Source organism: Wenjunlia vitaminophila DSM 41686, assembly GCF_000380165.1.
Classification (GTDB): Bacteria; Actinomycetota; Actinomycetes; order Streptomycetales; family Streptomycetaceae; genus Wenjunlia; species Wenjunlia vitaminophila.
Map to the genome: position 1 here is coordinate 200,792 of NZ_KB904658.1, position 19,672 is coordinate 220,463.

General features: G+C 73.7%; 15 protein-coding genes and 1 tRNA gene. 9 read left to right on the forward strand and 7 right to left on the reverse strand.

The genetic code is table 11. The annotated features are described in order from the left end of the window. Positions 1–101: 101 nt before the first annotated feature. The 5 genes from A3IG_RS0109435 to A3IG_RS0109455 all read left to right on the forward strand — a co-directional run bounded on the left by A3IG_RS0109435 (position 102) and on the right by A3IG_RS0109455 (position 6,384). Positions 102–839, forward strand: a complete 738-nt coding sequence (locus tag A3IG_RS0109435) for a 4'-phosphopantetheinyl transferase family protein (protein WP_018383315.1) — start codon at positions 102–104, stop codon at positions 837–839. 115 nt (positions 840–954) lie between these two features. After that, positions 955–3,021 (forward strand): DUF5107 domain-containing protein, encoded by a 2,067-nt coding sequence (locus A3IG_RS0109440; protein ID WP_026220071.1) that lies wholly within the window; start codon positions 955–957, stop codon positions 3,019–3,021. After that, on the forward strand, positions 3,018–3,953 hold the full coding sequence (locus A3IG_RS0109445; RefSeq protein WP_026220072.1) for an NADP-dependent oxidoreductase: 936 nt from the start codon (positions 3,018–3,020) through the stop codon (positions 3,951–3,953). Before A3IG_RS0109440 ends, A3IG_RS0109445 begins: the two co-directional genes overlap by 4 nt. 149 nt (positions 3,954–4,102) lie before the next feature. Next, positions 4,103–5,176 (forward strand): aminotransferase class I/II-fold pyridoxal phosphate-dependent enzyme, encoded by a 1,074-nt coding sequence (locus A3IG_RS0109450; RefSeq protein ID WP_018383318.1) that lies wholly within the window; start codon positions 4,103–4,105, stop codon positions 5,174–5,176. 125 nt (positions 5,177–5,301) lie between these two features. Beyond that, the gene (locus A3IG_RS0109455; protein WP_018383319.1) at positions 5,302–6,384 is read left to right on the forward strand and encodes an MBL fold metallo-hydrolase; all 1,083 of its coding nucleotides are present in this window, start codon (positions 5,302–5,304) and stop codon (positions 6,382–6,384) included. 96 nt (positions 6,385–6,480) lie between these two features. Here A3IG_RS0109455 and A3IG_RS0109460 read toward each other — a convergent pair whose 3' ends face one another. After that, complete coding sequence (locus tag A3IG_RS0109460) at positions 6,481–7,107, reverse strand: DedA family protein (protein WP_018383320.1); 627 nt, start codon at positions 7,105–7,107, stop codon at positions 6,481–6,483. After that, complete coding sequence (locus A3IG_RS0109465) at positions 7,107–7,889, reverse strand: MBL fold metallo-hydrolase (RefSeq protein WP_040911090.1); 783 nt, start codon at positions 7,887–7,889, stop codon at positions 7,107–7,109. The genes A3IG_RS0109460 and A3IG_RS0109465 overlap by 1 nt, the downstream gene beginning before the upstream one ends. Before the next feature lie 365 nt (positions 7,890–8,254). Between A3IG_RS0109465 and A3IG_RS29140 the strand changes: the two genes are divergently transcribed. After that, positions 8,255–10,366: an alkaline phosphatase family protein gene (locus A3IG_RS29140; protein WP_018383322.1), complete on the forward strand. Its 2,112-nt coding sequence runs from the start codon at positions 8,255–8,257 to the stop codon at positions 10,364–10,366. A gap of 44 nt (positions 10,367–10,410) precedes the next feature. Here A3IG_RS29140 and A3IG_RS0109475 read toward each other — a convergent pair whose 3' ends face one another. Both A3IG_RS0109475 and A3IG_RS0109480 read right to left on the reverse strand, forming a co-directional pair. Next, positions 10,411–11,238 (reverse strand): aldo/keto reductase, encoded by an 828-nt coding sequence (locus tag A3IG_RS0109475; protein ID WP_018383323.1) that lies wholly within the window; start codon positions 11,236–11,238, stop codon positions 10,411–10,413. Positions 11,239–11,392: 154 nt separating this feature from the next. Beyond that, complete coding sequence (locus A3IG_RS0109480) at positions 11,393–13,213, reverse strand: AMP-dependent synthetase/ligase (RefSeq protein ID WP_018383324.1); 1,821 nt, start codon at positions 13,211–13,213, stop codon at positions 11,393–11,395. 471 nt (positions 13,214–13,684) lie between these two features. On the opposite strand from A3IG_RS0109480, the gene A3IG_RS0109485 reads away from it, so the two are divergent. After that, a tRNA-Leu gene (locus tag A3IG_RS0109485) sits at positions 13,685–13,772 on the forward strand. Positions 13,773–14,147: 375 nt separating this feature from the next. Here A3IG_RS0109485 and A3IG_RS0109490 read toward each other — a convergent pair. After that, positions 14,148–14,921, reverse strand: coding sequence for a TetR/AcrR family transcriptional regulator (locus tag A3IG_RS0109490; RefSeq protein ID WP_018383325.1), 774 nt, complete (start codon positions 14,919–14,921; stop codon positions 14,148–14,150). Between the two features lie 85 nt (positions 14,922–15,006). Between A3IG_RS0109490 and A3IG_RS29145 the strand changes: the two genes are divergently transcribed. Then, entirely contained in the window at positions 15,007–15,921 is a 915-nt protein-coding gene (locus A3IG_RS29145; RefSeq protein WP_051087432.1) for an SDR family oxidoreductase, read from the forward strand. 362 nt (positions 15,922–16,283) lie between these two features. Here A3IG_RS29145 and A3IG_RS0109500 read toward each other — a convergent pair whose 3' ends face one another. Both A3IG_RS0109500 and A3IG_RS0109505 read right to left on the reverse strand, forming a co-directional pair. After that, a complete protein-coding gene (locus A3IG_RS0109500; RefSeq protein WP_018383327.1) occupies positions 16,284–17,276 on the reverse strand; it encodes an Acg family FMN-binding oxidoreductase in 993 nt (330 codons plus the stop codon). A gap of 324 nt (positions 17,277–17,600) precedes the next feature. Then, on the reverse strand, positions 17,601–18,293 hold the full coding sequence (locus A3IG_RS0109505; protein ID WP_018383329.1) for a response regulator: 693 nt from the start codon (positions 18,291–18,293) through the stop codon (positions 17,601–17,603). 283 nt (positions 18,294–18,576) lie between these two features. On the opposite strand from A3IG_RS0109505, the gene A3IG_RS29150 reads away from it, so the two are divergent. Further along, a complete protein-coding gene (locus A3IG_RS29150) occupies positions 18,577–19,605 on the forward strand; it encodes an Acg family FMN-binding oxidoreductase (protein ID WP_040911092.1) in 1,029 nt (342 codons plus the stop codon). Positions 19,606–19,672: the final 67 nt, after the last annotated feature.

Genomic DNA, 19,672 nt, shown 5'->3' on the forward strand with positions numbered 1-19,672 from the left:
AGGTCGCCGTGGCGACGTACCGCGCGGGGCGGCCACAACCGGGTACCCCGCCGCGGTCGCCGGCCCCATCCGCTTCAGCCGACCACCCCTGGCAGGACGTCGTGACCACCACCTCCTCCCTCGCTCCCCGCGCACTCGCCCTCCGCACGCTGCCGGACACCCTGCCCCGGCCCGAGGCGGGCGTCCCCCAAATGTGGGTCCAGCACGTCCGTGACCAGTCGGCCGCCGAACTCGCCGCCGGGTACGAACTGCTGGACACCGAGGAACGCCGACGCGCGAACGCCTTCGTCCGGCAGGAACTCCGTGACCGCTACGTGGCCGCGCACACGGCGCTGCGCCGGCTGCTCGGCGCCTACCTGGAGCAGGACCCCGGAAAGGTGGAGTTCGTCCGGGAACCGTGCCCGCTGTGCACCAAGCCGCACGGCCGGCCCGCGGTCGCCGGACGGCCGACACCCCCGCTGCACTTCTCCCTCTCGCACAGCGACGAGTTGGCGGTGCTCGCCTTCGCCGACCGGCCGGTCGGCGCCGACGTGGAACGTTTCCCCGGTTCCTCCACGGTCGAGGAGGTGGCCGGCTCCCTGCACCCCAGGGAGCGCGCCGAGCTGGCCATGCTGCCGCAGGACCGCCGCCCCGCGGCGTTCGCCCGGGTCTGGGCGCGCAAGGAGGCGCACCTGAAGGGCACAGGAGCCGGGGTGGGCGGCGGCCTTGACGGCCACTACCTCGGCATCGGGCCGCTGCCCGTGGACCCGCCCGGCTGGACGCTGACCGACCTCGCCGTGGACAGCGGCTACGCGGCGTGCGTGGCGGTGGCGTCCTCGGCACCGCCTCCCGGGCGCTGACGCCCCGTTCGTCCACATGATGCGAGACGGTCTGGTCACCGGGCACCAACGGGGGGTTCCATAGATCCACGACGGCCGTTGACCGGCACGGCCGCGCGAGGTGGGCGAGGTGGCCTTGGGTACGACCGTGCGCAGCACGACGATCACTGTTCCCGGCGTGGGACTCGGACCGGAGAACCCCCTGCCCGAACTGCGGGGACCGCACGAGGCCCACCGGGTGGACAGCGACGAAACGCTCCCCCGGGACATGGCCAGGCAGATCGGGCTGGCGCCCCTGACGTCCGTGCTGCCCTGCCGGATCGTGGACGGCTACCGGCGGGACCGGGTCCCGCGCCGGCTGCCCGCGCTGGTCCTGGAGAACGACCGGCTGCGGGCGACCGTGCTGCCGACGCTCGGCGGCCGGCTGTTCTCCCTGTTCCACAAGCCGACCGACCGTGAGCTGCTGTACCGCAACCCCGTGTTGCAGCCGGCCAACTTCGCCCTGAACGGGGCGTGGTTCTCCGGCGGGGTCGAGTGGAACATCGGTGCCACCGGGCACGGCACGCTGTCCGTCGCGCCGCTGCACGCCGCCCGGCTCCCCGCCCCCGACGGCGGGGAGATGCTGCGGCTGTGGGAGTGGGAGCGGCTGCGGGACCTGCCGTTCCAGGTGGACCTGTGGCTGCCGGCCGACTCGGACTTCCTCCACGTCGGGGTGCGCATCCGCAACCCGCACCACCACGACACCGCCACCTACTGGTGGTCCAACACCGCGGTGCCGCAGGACCAGGGCACCAGGGTGCTGGTCCCCGCGGACAGCGCCTGGCACTTCGGCTACCAGCGCTCCCTGCGGAGGATTCCGGTCCCCCGCTGGGAGGGCGTGGACCGCAGCTACCCCTCGCGCGTCGAACACGCCGCCGACTACTTCTACGACGTGCCCGAGGCGGGACGGCGCTGGATAGCCGCCGTGGACGACCGGGGCCACGGCCTGGTGCAGACCTCCACCGACGTGCTGCGGGGCCGCAAGCTCTTCCACTGGGGGACGGGCACGGGCGGCCGGCGCTGGCAGGAGTGGCTGACCGAGCCGGGCACCGGCGGCTACCTGGAGATCCAGGCCGGACTGAGCCGCACCCAACTCGAACACGTCCCGCTGGAGGCCGGGGCCGAGGTGTCCTGGCTCGAGGCCTACGGGCCGGTGCGGGCGGACCCGGGGCTGGCCCACTCGGCGGACTGGCGGGAGGCCACCGAGGAGGTCGCCGAACGGCTGGAGGCCGCGCTGCCCCGCGAAGCGGTGGACGCCGCCTACGCGAGCTGGCGGCCCCACGCGGACGCGCCGCCCAAGGACGTGCTGGCGGTGGGCTCGGGCTGGGGCGGGCTCGAGGTGGCCTGGGGCCGGTACGACCTGCCGGGCACCCCGTTCGGCACCGCCGAGCTCGGTGCGGCCACCATCGGCGCCGCCCAGCAGCCCTGGCACGACCTGCTCGCCGTCGGCGGGATGCGCGAGGCCAGGACGGAGGACCCGCCGGGTCCTTCACTGGTGGGGCGGCACTGGCGGGACATGCTGGAGACCGCCGCACCCACCTGGCTGACCGAGTACCACCTGGGCGTCGCCGCCTGGCACGCCGGGGACCGGGCGCAGGCGGTGCGGGCCTGGGAACGCTCCATGGACCGGGGGCGCAGCCCGTGGGCGCTGCGCTGTCTGGCCCAGGCGGACCTGGCGGAGGGGGAGACCAGCCGGGGAGCGGACCGGTTGCTCGAGGCGGTGGACCTCGTTGACCGGATCACCTACCACGCCCCGGTCGGCACCGAGCCCGCCGCGGCGCTGGCCGCGCTCTCCCGGGAGGCGGTGGAGGCGCTGCTCGACGTGGGCCGCTGGCAGGACGCCCGACGGGTCCTCGACCAGTTGCCGGTGGCCGTCCGCCGCCAGGGCAGGTTCCGGCTGCTGCGGGCCAGGACCCTGCTGGCCGCGGGCGAGGCCGAGGCGGCCAAGGAGGTGTTCGACTCCGGGTTCGAGGTGACCGACCTGGCGGAGGGCGAGGAGACGCTGGGCGACACCTGGTACGCCATCGCCGAACTCCTGGTCGCCGGGGCCGGGGAGCCGGTCACCGACGAGGTCAGGGCCCGAGCCCGGGCGGAGTACCCGTTGCCCCACCACTACGACTTCCGCATGCGACCCCAGGCGCCCTTTGGTTCGCTTGAGCCATGAGAGCCATGGCCATGAAGGAGTACGGGGGGCCGGAGAAGCTGCGACCGGTTGACGTTCCACGTCCCAAGGTGGGACCCGACAGCGTCCTGGTCCGGGTGCGGACCGCGGGGGTCAACCCGGTCGACTGGAAGATCGCCCAGGGCCGCATGGACGAGGTGGCCAGGGTCCACTTCCCGCTGGTCCCCGGCTGGGACCTGGCCGGGGTGGTGGAGGAGCTCGGCCCGGCCGTCGTGGAGTACGCCGTCGGCGACGAGGTCATCGGCTACGTCCGCGAGGACCACGTGCAGAACGGCACCTACGCCGAACTGGTGGCCGCGCCGGTGCGGACCCTGGCCGACAAGCCGGCCTCCCTGGACTGGCCGCAGGCCGGCGGTCTGCCGCTGGCCGGGCTCGCCGCCTTCCAGTGCCTCGCCGCCGCGGGCGTCGGCCTCGGGGACACCGTCGTGGTGCACGGCGCGTCCGGTGGGGTCGGCTCGTTCGCCGTGCAGATCGCCGTGGCCCACGGCGCCCGGGTCATCGGCACCGCCTCCCCGGGCAACCACGACTACCTGCGTTCCCTGGGCGCCGTGCCCGTCGCCTACGGCGAGGGCCTGGTGGAACGGGTACGGGAGGTCACCCCGGAGGGCGTGGACGCGGCGGTGGACTTCGTCGGGGGCGACGCCGTGGCGGCGTCCGTGGCCCTGGTCGGCGCGTCGCGGAGGGACGAACCCCGGATCGCCTCCATCGTCGACGTCGGAGTCAAGAAGGTCGGCGGTCGCTACGTCTTCGCCCAGCCGAGCTACGCGGACCTGACCTCGTTGGGGAACCTGGCCGACGCCCACAAGCTCTCCGTCCACGTCACCAGGACGTTCCCCCTGGAGGAGGCCGCCGAGGCGCTGCGGCTCAGCCAACAGGGACACACCCGGGGGAAGATCGTCCTGGAGGTCTCCTGAACGGCACGCAGCCCCCGCCGGCCGCCACCGGGGTCCGCTGGCCACTGGACTCCGCGGAGCCGGGGCTGCCCGTCCACCCCGAGCTCGCGGCGCGGCTCGGGGCCGCCACCCACCGCAACGCCCGCGGCGCGGCCCCCGGAAGCGCCGGGGTGCGGACCGCCGCAGCCGGGTACTTCCACCGCCGCGGCCTGCCCACCGGGCCCGAGCAGGTGGTGTGCGCGGCCGGGGGCGGCCCGCTGCTCCTGCTCGTGCTCTCCGCGTCCCCAGGCGACCTGGTGCTGCCCCGGCCCGGGCGGCGCCGGTACCCCGCCCAGGCCCGGCTGCTCGGCCGGCGCCTGGTGTCGGTCCCCACCCCCGCCGAGTGCGGCGGGGTCCCCGACCCGTTCGCCCTGCTGGAGTCCGTGCGCAGGTTCCGGGAGAACGGCGGTGACCCGCGCATCCTGGTGCTGACCGTCCCGGACGACCCCACCGGCACCCTGCCGCCGCCCGAGCTGCTGCACGAGGTCTGCGAGGTCGCCCGCGACCTGGACCTGCTGGTCGTCTCCGACGAGACCCTGCGGGACCTGGCGCACCACCCCACCGCCACCGCGATGGCCGTCAGCCCCGCGGAGATCCTGCCGGAACGCACCGTCGTGGTCACCGGGCCCGGCGCCTCGCTGGCCCTGTCCGGCTGGCGCTTCGGCGTCGCCCGGTTCCCCTCGGGACCCATCGGGGACCCCCTGCTGCGCCGCGTGCTCGACCGCGCCGCGGTCCTCGAGGCGGTGGCCCCCGCCCCGGTGCAGGACGCCGTCGCCTGGGCGCTGTCCGAACCCGCGGTGCTCGACGCGCACCTGGCCGCCTGCGTCCGGCTGCACGCCGCGGTGGTCGCCGAGACGCGCGCGCTGCTCCGCCGCGCGGGTGCCCTGTGCCGCCCCGCGCAGGCCGGGTACCAGCTCTACCCCGACCTGGGGCCGGTCGCTGACCACCTGGCCCGGCGGTCGGTCAGCGACTCGGCCTCCCTGGAACGCCACCTGCTGGACCGGTTCGGCGTCGCGGTGTCGGGCGGCCACCGCTTCGGGGACGACCCGCTGGCGCTGCGGTTCCGGGTCACCACCGGCGCGCTCTACGGCACCTCCACGGAACAGCGCTGGTTGGCGCTGCGCGCCGAGGACCCGCTGCGGCTGACGCACGTCTCCGAGGCGTTGACCGCCCTCGGCCTGCTCTTCACCGAACTGACGAACTGATGAACTACCGTTTTCCCGCCCGGTGTCCGCGCGGGCCCCCACCGCACCCACCCCGCCGCGCGGCACGACCCCCACCCCACCGCCGCCGTTCCCCGATCGGCCGGAAGACCCCCGACGGAGCCGCCATGACTGAGCAGATCGAACGTGCCGAACGTGTCGTCGCCGCGCCCCGCCCGCTGGGTGAGGCCCGGGTCTGGCCCCGAACCTTCGCGGACCGCCTCACCGACCCCCTCCCGGGCACCCGCGACATGCTCCGGGTGATGCGCCAGGGCGGCTTCCGCCCGCGGGGACAGGCCCTGGCGGACCTCGGCCGCCTCCCGGTGAACCGGTCAGCCGTGCCGCTCGCCCGCACCGGGCGCACCGCGGTGACCTGGGCCGGGCACGCCAGCTTCGTCCTGCGCGTCGGGGACCTCACCGTGCTCACCGACCCCGTCTGGTCCCGGCGCATCCTGGGCACCCCGGCGCGGGTCACCCCCGTCGGGGTGGCCTGGGACGCGCTGCCGCCGGTGGACGCCGTGCTGATCAGCCACAACCACTACGACCACATGGACTGGCCCACCCTGCGCCGGCTGCCCAGGGACACCGTGCTGCTGGTGCCCGCCGGTCTCGGCCGGTGGTTCCGCCGCCGGGGCTTCACCCGGGTCACCGACCTCGACTGGTGGGAGTGCGTCGAGCTGGAGGGGGTGCGGTTCGACTTCGTGCCGGCCCACCACTGGAGCCGCCGCGGCCTCGCCGACACCTGCCGCTCCCTGTGGGGCGGCTGGGTGGTGACCGAACCGGGGGGCCACCGGCTGTACTTCGCCGGGGACACCGGCTACGGCCCCTGGTTCACCGAGATCGGCCGCCGCTACCCGGGCGTGGACCTGGCGCTGCTGCCGATCGGCGCCTACGAGCCGCGCTGGTTCCTGCGGGCCGTGCACACCGACCCCGACGAGGCGGTGCGGGCCTGCCTCGACCTCGGTGCCCGGCGGATGGTCCCCATGCACTGGGGAACGTTCCTGCTGTCCAGGGAACCCGTCATGGAACCGCTGCACCGGGTCCGCGCCGCCTGGGAGCGGGCCGGTCGCCCCCGTGCCGACCTGTGGGACCTGGCGGTCGGCGACTCCCGCGTCCTGGACCACGAGCGCGCCCCCCTGGACCCGGCCCCGGAGCCGCCCGCCCCGCCGAGCCCGCCACCGACCGCCGCCCCGCCGAGCCCGACCCCCTGAGCCCGACCCCCTGAGCCCGACCCCCTGAGTCCTGCCCCCTGAGCCCTGCCAGGACCGGCCTGCGGACCAGGCCCGGACCGGCCCCGGCCCCGGTGGTCACGCCCGCGCGGAGCGCTCCCCGCGCAGCCTGCGGTACACCGCGGGCACGGCGCTGATCGCCACGGTGAGGCACACCGCGAGCAGCACCCCCTGCCACGGCTCCGCGAACAGCGAGCCTCCCAGGATGCCGATCGCCCCGTACAGCGCCGCCCAGGCCAGGCAGGCCACCACGTCACCGCGGAGGAAGACCCGCAGCGGCATGTCGGCGAGCAGGCAGGCCAGCATCACGGGTATGCGGCCGGCGGGTATCAGCCGGGACAGCACCAGGACCGCCACCCCGTGGCGTTCCAACCGTCGCTGCGCCGTCGCCAGCCGCTGCTCAGGAGCCCGGTCCTGCAACTGCGTGAGCCAACGGGAGCCGTTGCGCGAACGCACTCCGCGCCGCCCCAGCCAGTACAGGACCAGGTCCCCGAGGAACGCGGCGCCCGCGGACACCAGGAACACCAGCAGCGTCAACGGGGCCTGCTGGTGGAACCCGACCACCGAGGCGGAACTGACGATCGCCCCGGTCGGCACCACCGGCACCACGGAGCCCAGCGCCACCAGCAGGAAAAGCGAGGGGAACCCCACGGCCTGCCCGGCCGACTCCGACGCGGACTCGGCCGCCGCCGCGAACGGGAACATCACCGATCGACCCTGCCGTTCAGCCGCACGCTCTCCCCGTGCCCCAGCAGGTGCACCTCGACGTGCGGGGCGAGACGGCCCGAGTGACGGACGAAGTCCTCACCGGGGGAGTGGAACTCGTGTGGCCTGACCCCGTCGAGGCCGATCGGCCAGAACGTGCCGTAGTGCACCGGCACCGCCGCCCCGGGGCCCAGCCTGTCCAGGGCCTGCGCGGCCCGTCTGGCGTCGAGGTGGCCGGGCCCCAGGTTGGGGCCCCAGCCGCCCACCGGAAGCAGCGCCAGGTGACAGGGCCCCACCGCGTCCTCCCAGCCGTCGTACAGGGTGGTGTCCCCCGCGAAGTAGGTCGTCGTCGCCCCGTGCACCACGTACCCCAGCGCCGGCGCCTGCTGCGGGCCGAGCGGCCACCGTCGCCCGTCGTGCGCCGCCGGGACCGCCCGAACGGTGACGGGGCCCGCGCTCACCTCGTCGCCCACACCCACCTCGGTCAGCTCCAGCCCCCGCAGCCGCAGCTTCCGCATCCCCGGCACCGCCCGCAGCGCCCCGTGCGGCACCAGCACGCGGGTGCCGGGCGCCAGCCGGGCGAGCGAGGGCACGTGCAGGTGATCCGCGTGCAGGTGCGAGACGACCACCAGGTCGGCCCGCGCGGCCTCCGCCGGCGGGACGGGCCCCCTCCTGCGGCGCAGGTGCGCCAGTCGGCGGGGGAACAACGGATCGGTCAGCACCCGGACCCCCGAGTCCTCCACGGTCGCTGTGGCATGCCCCCACCAGGTAATGGTCGCCACCCGGCACCGCCTCCCCTTGGCACTCGTCCCTGATTCGTCCCGGACTTCGGGTCACACCCGGCACGGTGGGCCCCGGAACGAGGTTATGTCAGCGATGGTCCACGCTTGGGAGGAGGAAAACGCCACACCCAGCACGAGCGACGACAACGACCGACAACGACCGACAACGACACCAGCGGCCACGCACCGACCGAACCCCGACCCGGTACGGCACGTCGGCCCGTACCCCGAGGAGACCACGGACACGCACCCGGCACCTCCAGGCACACGCGCAGGAACACACGGTAGGGCAGTACAACAAGGTGACACGCAGGCAGACAGGCAGCAGCACGGTGAATCGTTGGCGATCGGCCGGGCGGACCGCGGTGCGGGTGCTCGCCGTCTGGGTGGTGATCACCGGGACGATAGTGGCCCTCGCCGCCGTCCTCCCGGACTTCAGGCTCCGCTCCTCGGACGGGGAGAGCCTCACCCAGCTCGGCATCACCGCCGCCGTGGCCGCAGGAACCTTCGGGCTGCTCAGCGCGCTGCTGTGGCCGTTGATCGTGCGTGCCCTGCTGCTGGTCCCCGCCCTGGTGCTCGGCCTGCTGGTGTTCTTCCTCAACGGTTCGGTGCTGCTGCTCGCCCTGCGCGTGGTCCCGGAGGGCAAACCCCAGGTCAACGTGACCACCGCGGTGGTCATCGCCGCCGTGCTCTCCGCCGCCTCCTCGTCCACCAACGCCTGGCTGTCCGTCTACGACGACGACGCCTACCGCCGCCGCCTGGCCCGGCTCGCCGGTCGGCGGCGCCGTGCGGAGCCCGCGGCCGGCGAACCGGGAACGACCACCCCCGGCACCGTCTTCCTCCAGCTCGACGGAGTCGGCCACGACGTGCTCAAGGCCGCGATCGAGGCCCGCTACCTGCCCACCATCCAGTCCTGGCTGACCGAAGGCACCCACCGGCTCCAGCCCTGGCGCACCGACTGGAGCAGCCAGACCGGGGCCAGCCAGCTCGGCATCCTGCACGGCTCCAACCACGGCGTCCCCGCCTTCCGCTGGTACGAGAAGGACACCCGTCGGCTGATGGTCTGCAACCGCCCCTCCGACGCCGCGGAACTGGAACGCCGCCGCCGCGGCCACCCGGGGCTGCTCGCCACCGACGGGGCCAGCCGGGGGAACCTGTTCAGCGGCGGCGCCAGCCAGAACGCCCTGGTGCTCAGCGTCTCCGGCCGGATGGGCCGGCGCAGCCGCTCCGGCTACTTCGCCTACTTCTCCGACCCCGCCAACGCCACCAGGACCCTCGTGGCGTTCCTCGCCGAAGTGGTGCGGGAGATCGTCCAGGCGCTGCGGCAACGGCTGCGCGACGAGCGGCCACGGGTGCGCAGGGGCGGCGTCTACCCGCTGGTCAGGGCCTTCGCCACGGTGGTCGAACGGGACGTGGTGGTGGCCGCGGTGATGGGCGACATGCTGGTCGGACGGACCGCGGTCTACGCCGACCTGGTCGCCTACGACGAGGTGGCGCACCACTCCGGGGTGCGGGCGCCGGAGACCCTGCGGGTGCTGCGCCGGCTGGACAAGGCGCTGGGGCTCATCCAGGGCATCGCCGAGTACGCCCCGCGCCCCTACCGCTTCGTGGTGCTGTCCGACCACGGGCAGAGCCAGGGCGAGACCTTCGCCAACCGGTACGGCCTGACCCTGGAGGACCTGGTCCGTGTCGGCTGCGGCCTGGAGGTCAGCCGCAGGGGCCGGCGGCGGGCGGCGCGGGCACAGACCGGCGCCGAGGGGCGGGCGGCGGTGCGGGCGGCGCTGCACCGGCCCGAGCAGGGGGAACAGCGACCCGCCACCGGCGCCGAGCCGCTGGTCCTCGCCTCCGGGAACCTCGGCCTGGTCAGCTTCCCCGACGTGCCGCACCGGATGACCTACGAGGAGCTCCAGGAACGCTGCCCCAGGTTGCTGCCCACCCTGGTGCGGCACCCGGGGATCGGCTTCGTGCTGGTGCGCAGCCGGGAACGCGGCCCCCTGGTGCTGGGCCGCCCGGGAACGCTGGTGCTGCGCACCGGCGAGGTGGAGGGGCGGGACCCGCTGGCCCCGTTCGGCCCCGGCGCCGCCGAGGCGGTGCTGCGCACCGACTCGTTCCCCCAGGTGCCGGACCTGATGGTGAACTCGTCGTACGACCCGCGCACCGGGGAGGTGCACGCCTTCGAGGAGCAGGTCGGCTCGCACGGCGGGCTCGGCGGCGCGCNGGGCGAGCCGTTCCTGCTCCACCCGGCGGAGCTACCGGTGCCGGCGGGCGAACTGGTCGGGGCGGAGGAGCTCCACGAGGTGCTGCGCGGCTGGCTGTCCGACCCCGCGGCCCCGGTGGCCGACCCCACGGCCCCGGTGGCCGACCCCACGGCCCCGGTGTCCGACACCGCGGAGGGGGCCGGTGCCGGGCACCGGGCCGGAGCCGCGGGCGGGGCGGGCGCCGCGGACACCCCGGAGGAGGTCCAGAGCGTCCCGTGACGGGCCGCCCCCGACCGCGCCCCGGTCAGGCCATGGCGCCCCGGTCAGGCCATCGTGTCCGGGTCAGGACCCAGGCGCTGTCCGGAGTCCAGCTCCGCGACGGCGGCCAGGTCCTCGTCGTCCAGTGTGAAGTCGAAGACGTCGATGTTCTCCCGTATCCGGGACGGTGTCACCGACTTCGGGATGGCGATGTTCCCGAGCTGGAGGTGCCAGCGCAGCATCACCTGGGCGACGCTCCGGCCGTGGCGCTCGGCGATCCGCACCAGGGTCGGCTCCCTCAGCAGGTCCCCGCCCCGGCCCAACGGACCCCACGCCTCCGTGGCGATGCCGTGTTCGGCGTGGAACTCGCGCAGCTCCCGCTGCTGTAGCCACGGGTGCAGTTCCACCTGGTTGACGGCCGGGACCACGGAGGTCTCGCCGATCAGACGACGCAGGTGGGGGACCTGGAAGTTGGACACGCCGATCGCCTTGGCGCGGCCCTCGGCGTGGATCCGCTCCAGCGCCGTCCAGGTCTCCACGTACAGGTCCTTCGCCGGCGCCGGCCAGTGGATCAGGTACAGGTCCACGTACTCGAGGCCCAGCCGCTCCAGGGAGGCGTCGAAGGCGCGCAGCGTCGCGTCGAACCCCTGCTCACTGTTCCAGACCTTGGTGGTGACGAACAGTTCCTCACGGGGTAGCCCGGAGCCGACCAGTGCCCGCCCGGTGCCCTCCTCGTTCTCGTAGACGGCGGCGGTGTCCACGCTGCGGTAGCCCGCGTCCAGCGCGGCGCGCACCGCCTCGGTCGTCCGGTCCTGCGGGATGCGCCAGACGCCGAAGCCGAGCTGGGGCATCCGCACGCCGTTGTTGAGGTCGATGTGGGGAACGGTACTCACGTCGCAAACACACCCGTCTTCACTCTTGATCCACGGATGCCCACGGTACCCCCCGCTCCCGGCCGCACACCCGCCCCGCCCGGGTGGGAGAGGGCCCCTGGCTGCCCGCCGGGTGGCGAACCGTTTTCCCGAGCGCCCCCGCACCCGTGTGCGCTCAGGGGCGGTACATCTCCTCGATCTCCCCGGCGAAGGCCTCCTCGATCGCGTCCCGCCGAGGCTTCAGGGAAGGCGTGAGCAGCCCCTCCTCCTCCGTGAACGGCGAGGGCAGCACCACGTACGTGCGGATCGACTCCGCCTGTGAGGCCAGGGCGTTGGCGGCTCCCACGGCCCTCCTGAGCTCTGCCTCCAGCTCCTCGTCGCGAACCATCTCCTCCGGTGGCAGCACGGGCCTGCCGCGCGTCGCCAGCCAGTGCCGCACCGCCTCGTGGTCCAGCGTGAGCAGCGCCGCGACGTGGGGGCGGTCGTTGCCCACGACCACGCACTGCGCCACCAGCGGATGGGCCCGCACCCGTTCCTCGACCAGCACCGGGGAGACGCTCTTGCCCTTGCTGGTCACGATGACGTCCTTCTTCCTGCCGGTGATGGTCAGGTACCCCGCGTCGTCGAGGGTGCCGAGGTCGCCGGTGGCGAGCCACCCGTCCCGGAGCGCCAGCCCGGCGCCGCTCTCGTTGAGGTAGCCGCCGGAGAGCTGCCCGCCGCGCACCCACACCTCACCGTCCTCGGCGATCCGCACCGAGGTGCCGGGCACCGGCGGGCCCACGGTGCCGAACCGGACCCGGTCCGGTGGATTGGCGGTCACCGCGGCCGTGGTCTCCGTCATCCCGTACCCTTCGCAGACCGTCAACCCGGCACCGGCGAAGAACAGGCCGAGCCGGCGGTCCATCGCCGAACCGCCGGACATCCCGTACCGGACCCGGCCGCCCAGCGTCTCCCGGAGCCTGCCGTAGACCAGCCGGTCGTAGAACTGGTGTTGCATCCGCAGCGAGGCGCTCGGCCCCGGTCCCTCCCCGAACGCCTTGGCCTCACGGGCCTCGGCGTAGCGGACGGCGACGTCCACCGCCTTGTCGAACGCTCCCAGCCGCCCGGCCGTCTCGGCCTGGTGCCGCGCCGCGGAGAAGACCTTCTCGAAGACGTACGGCACCGCGAGCACGAAGGTGGGCCGGAACTCGGCCAGGGCGGGCAACAGGCTGGCCAGCGCCATCCCCGGCTGGTGCCCGACGCAGACCCGTCCCCGGACCGCGGCCACCTCCACCACCCGCCCGAAGACGTTCGCGAGCGGGAGGAAGAGCAGGGTGGAGACGGGTTCGTCGGTCCTGGAGCCGAAGACGGGCTCCCAGCGGGCGAGCAGGTTGTCACACTCGGCCATGAAGTTGCCGTGGGTGAGCACGCACCCCCTGGGGCGACCGGTGGTCCCGGACGTGTACACCACGGTGGCGACCGCCTCGGGGGTGACCGCGAGCCGGTGCCGGTGCACCACCTCGTCGTCGATGCCGGTCCCCCGCGCGGTGAGCGTCCCCACCGCGTCCGCGTCCAACTGCCAGATGGCGGTCATCGCGGGCAGCGTGTTGATCACCGCACCCACCGTCATGGCGTGGCTCTCGTCCTCCACCACACAGGCCACGCAGTCGGAGTCCGCGAGCATCCAGCGCACCCGCTCCGAGGAGGAGGTGGGGTAGATCGGCACGGACTCGGCCCCCAACGTCCACAGGGCGAAGTCGAACAGGGTCCACTCGTAGCGGTTCCTGGACATGATGGCCACCCGGTCGCCGAAACGTATCCCCTGGGACAGCAGCCCCTTGGCCAGCGCGACCACCTCGTCCCGGAACCTTGCGGCGGTCACGTCCTGCCACTGCCCGCCCACCGACCGCCGCAGCGCCACCAGCCCCGGCCGCTCCTCGGCGTTGTCGAACACGGCATCGGCCAGTCCACCGAGCCGTGGGGCTGTGGTCAGGGCGGGGACCGCGACCTCGCGCAAAGCTGTGCTCCCTCTCCGGCCGTCCAACGCTGCCGTCGAACCGACTCGTCCGTCCTGCTGACTGTTCTTCCCCAACCCGCTACCTCCCAGGCCGGCCCCACTCCGCCGGGACGGGCGCCACGCCACTTCGCCGGGGCGGGTCACGGGGCGGGCACCACCCCTCGGTGACGGCTCACCCGCCCCCAGAACCGCGCACCACCGGCCCCACCCGCGGCCACCGGCCCCGACCGCCCCCCAGTGCACCCTTCACCCACCAGCCCTGCCACTCCATCGCCGATCACCTGCACCAAATCTCTCCGCGGCGGTCACCCCTGCTCCCCAACCGATGCGCGCCGGCGCACGCCCCTGCCTCACCGTCGGTGTCCAGGCCCTCACCAGGCGTTCCCCCTCCCCGCCGGCAACTCGGGTGAGCCCCACCCCCGATCCTTGGTATCGTGGAGTCGTCAGCCGCGCTCACTGGCTGATGACCCTGTCCGGGTGGCGGAATGGCAGACGCGCTAGCTTGAGGTGCTAGTGCCCTTTATCGGGCGTGGGGGTTCAAGTCCCCCCTCGGACACCATCACGTGCATGAATGAGCGGGTTGTGATGTGACCATCACGACCCGCTCTGTCGTGTCCTAGGTCAGCGAGAGGCCGAACGCCTGATAGACCGGCCGCTTGCGGTGGCCCACGCGCCGCCACGGACGTCGGTGACCAGATCCGCCTTCTCGGCGGATGGCTGCTTGGCGTCCACCCATTGACGCAGTCGGTCCCTGATGTTGGCGTCCCATGTCATCCGGGCCAGCCGTCACGCTGATACCGGCCAGGCGTCGGCTTCTTCGGACCCACGAGGATCAGAGCCCTCCGCTCCCGAACGTGTTCTCAACCGCCACGTAGCCGGTGAAGATCGCGCGGCGTGGGCGGTCAGCCATGCCTGAACACCGGCGGCCGGAGTCTTACCCGGATGTCGCTCGCGCCTCGATCCCGTCCAGCAGGCTGCGCAGGCCGAGGTCGAACGCCAGCGTGGAGGCCTCAGCGGCGCTGCGGCTCAGGCCGCCCTCCGTCCAGGCGCGCGCGATGGCGGGATAACGGGTGACGTCAAAGATCTCCGTCCAGAACGCCCGTCGCGCCGCCCACCAATCGGGACCGGACTGCCCGCTGAACTGCTCGGCGTGCGTGTGCTCGGCTTGCGCACCCGCCGCGGCGTCCACGAAGATCACGATCGCGTCGGTCGCGGCTGCGGTCTGGACGGGATCCAGGCCGGCCCCCGACAGCGCGGACAGCAGGTACTCCTGCCGGGCCAGCAGGCCAGGGCCCAGTGGTGGACGCACGGTTGAGATCTCACGGAGCCAGGGATGGCGCCCGTGCAGTGCCGATGCCTTGCGTGCGTACAACTCCACCTGTGCTCGCCAGCCGTCCGGCCGTGGGTCCGCGCCGTGAGGCAGGGCCAACTCGCACCACGTGGCGTCCACCATCAGGTCGATCAGTTCGGCCTTGCCGGGGACGTGTGTGTACAGCGACATCGTGCCGACGCCGAGTTCGTGCGCAACCTTGTCCATGGTCGTGGCCTCGAGGTGGTCGCGGTCAGCCACGGTGATCGCCGCGGTGATGACCTGCTTGAGGGTGATCTTCGGGGGCCGGCCCCGGGTGGGCCGGTCGGTGTCCACGGCGGCGCCACGCCACAGCAGCCTCAGGGTTGCGCCGGGATCGCCGCCGCCGCTGCGTTCCATCACGTCTCCTCGCGTCCAACTTCCCGTGCATGCTACGGTTTTGTTTAACCGTAGGTGGTACGGAAATTCTGGAAGGGCTCAGAGGGTGCGGGTGCTGGTGACCGGCGCGACCGGTAATGTGGGGCGACTTGTGGCAAAAGGACTGGTAGACGCGGGGGTGGAGGTGCGCGCCCTGACGCGGGACCCGGCCAGGGCCGTGCTGCCCGACGGTGTCGAAGTCGTGGCGGGCGACCTCACTCAACCGCGCACGCTGCAACCGGCCATGGCCGACGTCGATCGGATGTATCTCTTTCCCGAAGCCTCCACGGCACGGGAAGTGGTCGCACTGGCGGAGCGAGCAGGGGTGCGGCGCGTGGTCGTGTTGTCATCAGGGGCGGTGACCGCCGGCTACGACACGACGATCCACCTGCCCGTGGAGCGGGCGGTCGAGGAGTCAGGACTGGAGTGGACGCACATACGGCCGGGCGAGTTCGCGGCGAACAAGCTGTCGCTGTGGGGCCCGTCGATCCGAGCGGAGCGGGTGGTGCGGGACGCCAATCCTGATTCGGGTTGGTTTCCCGTGCACGAGCAGGACATCGCCGACGTGGTGATCGCGGCACTGCTGGAAGACGGTCACGTCGGCAACGTCTACGACGTCAACGGGCCGGCGGTGGTCAGCCTTCGTGACCAGGTGCGCGCCATCGCGGCGGCGATCGGCGAGGAGATCCGTTTCGAGGTGCTCAGCCCGGCCGAGGCCCGGAAGGTGTACCTCGCGCAGGGCGGGTTCGCCGCGGAGGCCGCGGATTTCCTGCTGGGTTTCACTGACTACGACGGAAATCCGGCCGACCCGGACGCGGCGGCGGATTTCGATCCGGCGCTGCTCGGTCCGCTGCCCACCGCGGAGGTCGTCACGGGCCGACCGGCACGGACCTTCGCGCAGTGGGCCCGCGACCATGCCGCGGACTTCTGCGATCTTGCCGGGACCAGCCGTGGTGACGGACTCCGCGTCGCCAGCGACTGACTGTCGCTGGGGGCACGGCTCGCACGACGGGCTGACGTGGTGGACTTCTTCGCCGCGCAGTGAGAGCGCATCCCGTCCGCCCTCGTGATCGGCGGGACGCCCGCGCGCCCAGCCGCGTCGGTCTCCTCCTGGCAGAGACGGCAGAAGACGACGACTGGATCGTCTCCCCCCAGGGGCCGAAGGGGCCGGGGAACCGCCAGGTGACGCAGTATGTCAAGTAGTCGGTCGGCGGCCCGCCCGCAGGCCGTCGTCGCCGAAGACAGCCTGGGCCCGGGCTGCCGGCACGCGACCCCGCGGTAGGTGTCGTGCCGCAGCTCGATGTCGATCTCCCCGGGCGTGCCCCCTGCGGCCCGACGGGCGAACTACACGATGTCCAGGACGTCCCGTACCGGGCGGCGGGGTGTGGACGGGCCCCTCGGGCCGTAACCCAGGCGCAGCACCATCTGCACCTGGCCCGCGCCGGAGGCGGGGTCGCGGGCCAGGAGCCGTAGCGTGCGTTCCTCCAGCGCGTGGGAGGTCAGGGAGGCGGTCAGGTCGGCCAGGGTCGCTTCCAGCAGGACGCGCTCCAGTGCCTGCCCCGCGCGCAGCCAGTCGGCCGGTCCGTCGCCGGGGGTGCTCAGCAGGGCCAGGTGCGGGGTGTGCTCGAACGTGGTGGTTCCGCGGTCAGCGACACGCCGGCGTCCGGCGAAGTCCCGGATGGGTGCCTTGCCGTCCCGCATGCGCGGCCCGAACGCGTACTCGGGGACGCCGTCGAGAGCGGTGTCCGCCTCCGGACCGAGCCGGGTCCAGCGGACCAGGTCCTCGTTCGCGTCCGGGTCCAGGGTGTCCCGGCTCTCGGCGTCGTGGATCAGGTCGAGCACGGTCTCGGTGTGCCAGGGACCCGGGAAGAGCAGCTCGGCGCCCTCCCGTTCGGCGGCGTCCCGCAGGGTGGCCAGCACGTCCTCGGGGACGTCCTTCTCGGCGAAGGGGTAGCGGCTGGTGTGCCGCTGGCGGATCGCCGGGTGCAGCCGTGCCAGGTCCTCGTCCCGCGGGTGCGCGGCCCCGTCACCCAGACGGACGGCGGCGAGCAGCCGGGGGTCCCGGGGATCGGGCAGCAGCCGGGTCTCCCGGAGGAGGTTCGCGTGTGCCGCGGCGACCCGCAGGTTGAACAGCGCCGCCCCGCAGCCGATGTGCAGGGCGCGGTTGTCGGGATCGGAGCGGGGCATGGCCCGCTCGAGATCGGCGTGGAGCAGCAGGACGTGCTCGCCGGCCACGAAGCGGAAACGCCATGGCTGCGCGTTGTGCATGGACGGTGCCGCGGCGGCGTCGGCCACCAGCCCCGTCACGGTCTTCTCGTCAAGCTGCTGTGAAGCCATGGCGTCCTCCTCACACCCGCCGCCGCGGGTCCGTACCCATGTGTACCCCGATGAGCGAGTGATGGGCGTGCTGGCACCACGGTCACGACGGCGGTGGGTCCGCGCCAACGGGCCCGTTCCGGTGTCCGCCGACGGGCCCGGGGGCGGAAACCCGGACGCCACCGCGACGCGCGTCCCGACGGCGCACCCGCACCACGACGGTCCGTGACCGGCGTGCGGGCCGTCTGTGACCACTCCCCAGTTTGTCGGCCGGGGGCGGGGTCGGGCTTGGGCCGTCCGGGGGCGAGCCGGGGGGACGTTCGGCCCCGGGCTCGCCGCGTTGCGTCAGCGCTTGTCCTGTTTGGGCCGGCCCTGGGCCTGGGTGGCGATGACGGCAGCCTGGACGCGCCGCTCCACGCCGAGCTTGGCCAGCAGCCGGGAGATGTGGTTCTTCACCGTCTTCTCGGCGAGGTAGAGCCGCTGGCCGATCTGCCGGTTGGTGAGTCCCTCGCCGATGAGGGCCAGGATCTCCCGCTCCCGCTCGGTCAGGCCCGGCAGGGCGTCGGGCTCGGGCTTCGGCTCCTGGCCCTGACGCAGCCGGGCCATGACCTTGGCGGTGGCGTCGGGGTCGAGCAGGGACTGGCCCGCGGCCACCGTGCGCACGGCCGACACCAGGTCCGAGCCCTGGATCTGCTTCAGCACGTACCCGGAGGCACCCGCCATGATCGAGTCAAGCAGGGCCTCCTCGTCGTCGAACGAGGTCAGCATCAGGCAGGCCAGCTCCGGCATGCGCGAGCGCAGCTCCCGGCACACGGTCACCCCGTCGCCGTCGGGCAGGCGCACGTCGAGCACGGCGACCTGGGGGCGCAGGGCGGGCACGCGGACCAGGGCCTGCTCGACGTTCGCGGCCTCACCGACCACGACGATGTCCGGCTCGTCGTTCAGCAGGTCGTGCACCCCGCGCCGTACGATCTCGTGATCGTCCAGCAGGAAGACCCGGATCGGGTTGTCGGGTCCTGGCCGCTCACCGTCCGGCATGGGAACACTCCTTGTCCGCGCTGTCTGGATACCGCACCGGACGTCGCCCGTGCGGTGGTACCCGTCCCTGTCTACCGCAGATCCTGCGTGGTCCCGGGACGAACGGCCAGGGCTGGTCGGCCCTACCGGCGCCGCCGCCCGGCCCTCCCGCGGGGTTGCGGTGACCGGCACGCCCGGCCGATGGGGACGTATGGCCCGCGGGGTGGGGCCGGTCAACCCTCCCCCCGAGCGGGTCGGGGGCGCAAGGTGGACGGAACGGTGCGGAACGAGCGGAGAAGCGGTGATGCAGACCCGGGAAGTCGACGCCCCAGCCGTTCGCGTCCTGCTCGCCGCGGCGGTGGCGGCGCCATCGGTCCCCGACACGCAGCCCTGGCGGTTCGGTCTGGACCCGGACAGCAGGTCGGTCCAGGTCCGTGCCGACCGTGGGCGGTGGCCGCCGACAGCCGATCCCCAGCCGCGCGCCCAGCACCTGTCGGTGGGCGCGGCGGTCTTCAACATCAGGGTGGCCGCGCAGTACCTGGGCTGGGACCCCGTCGTCCGGCTGCGGCCCGCCGCGGACGACCCGGACCTGCTGGCCACCGTGCGGCTCACCGGGACGGTCGCGGCCGGGGAGCCGTCCCTGCGTGACCTGTACGAGGCGGTCGAGCGGCGCCACACGAGCCGGACGCCCCTCACCGGCCGGACCGTGCCCGAGCAGGTCGTCGCCGCGATGGTCAGTTCGGCCCGGGCCGAGGGCTCGCACCTGGACGTTCCCGACGCCGTGGCGACCCGGCGCCTGCTGCGCCTGGCCACGGTGGCCGACGCCCGCGGTGCCGCGCAACCGGCCCGCGCGGCCGAGGTGCGCACGCGGACCACCGCCCCGGGAGCGGACGCCGCCCGCGGTGTTCCCCGCACGGCCCCGGGTCCGCGGGGGGCTGCCGGGCGGATGCCGGTGCGGGACTTCACCGGTGCGCTGTCCGCGCCGCGGCTGCCCGCGTCACGCTTCGAACGCCATGCCCAGGTGGCTCTGCTGTGGACGTCCCACGACCGGCGGGAGGACTGGCTGAGGGCGGGGCAGGCCCTGCAGCGGGTGCTGCTCACGGCGACCGTGCACGGGGTGCGGACGTCGATGCTGCACCAGGTGATGGACTGGCCGGACCTGCGGGAGGCGATGGCCGGGTCGAGGCCGCGGTGCTGCCCACAGGTGCTGATCCGTTTCGGTTACGGCCCGGACGGCGCTCGTACGCCCCGCGCGCCCGCGCCCTGTGCACCCCCGTCCTCCACGGGGCCGGAGCCGGGAGCCCGGCACGGGGGTACCGGGCCGGCGGACTGACGTCGCACCGCCGGGGCGCGCCACGGTCCGCGCGGCAGGCGTCACGGGCCCGCGGCCGACGCGGGCC

Excerpts from the sequence above, each read along its gene's own strand:
- A3IG_RS0109445 (WP_026220072.1), top strand. The coding sequence starts at position 3,018 with ATGAGAGCCATGGCCATGAAGGAGTACGGGGGGCCGGAGAAGCTGCGA.
- A3IG_RS0109455 (WP_018383319.1), top strand. The coding sequence starts at position 5,302 with ATGACTGAGCAGATCGAACGTGCCGAACGTGTCGTCGCCGCGCCCCGC.
- A3IG_RS0109460 (WP_018383320.1), bottom strand. The coding sequence starts at position 7,107 with ATGTTCCCGTTCGCGGCGGCGGCCGAGTCCGCGTCGGAGTCGGCCGGG.
- A3IG_RS0109490 (WP_018383325.1), bottom strand. The coding sequence starts at position 14,921 with ATGGAACGCAGCGGCGGCGGCGATCCCGGCGCAACCCTGAGGCTGCTG.
- A3IG_RS0109500 (WP_018383327.1), bottom strand. The coding sequence starts at position 17,276 with ATGGCTTCACAGCAGCTTGACGAGAAGACCGTGACGGGGCTGGTGGCC.
- A3IG_RS0109505 (WP_018383329.1), bottom strand. The coding sequence starts at position 18,293 with ATGCCGGACGGTGAGCGGCCAGGACCCGACAACCCGATCCGGGTCTTC.
- A3IG_RS29150 (WP_040911092.1), top strand. The coding sequence starts at position 18,577 with ATGCAGACCCGGGAAGTCGACGCCCCAGCCGTTCGCGTCCTGCTCGCC.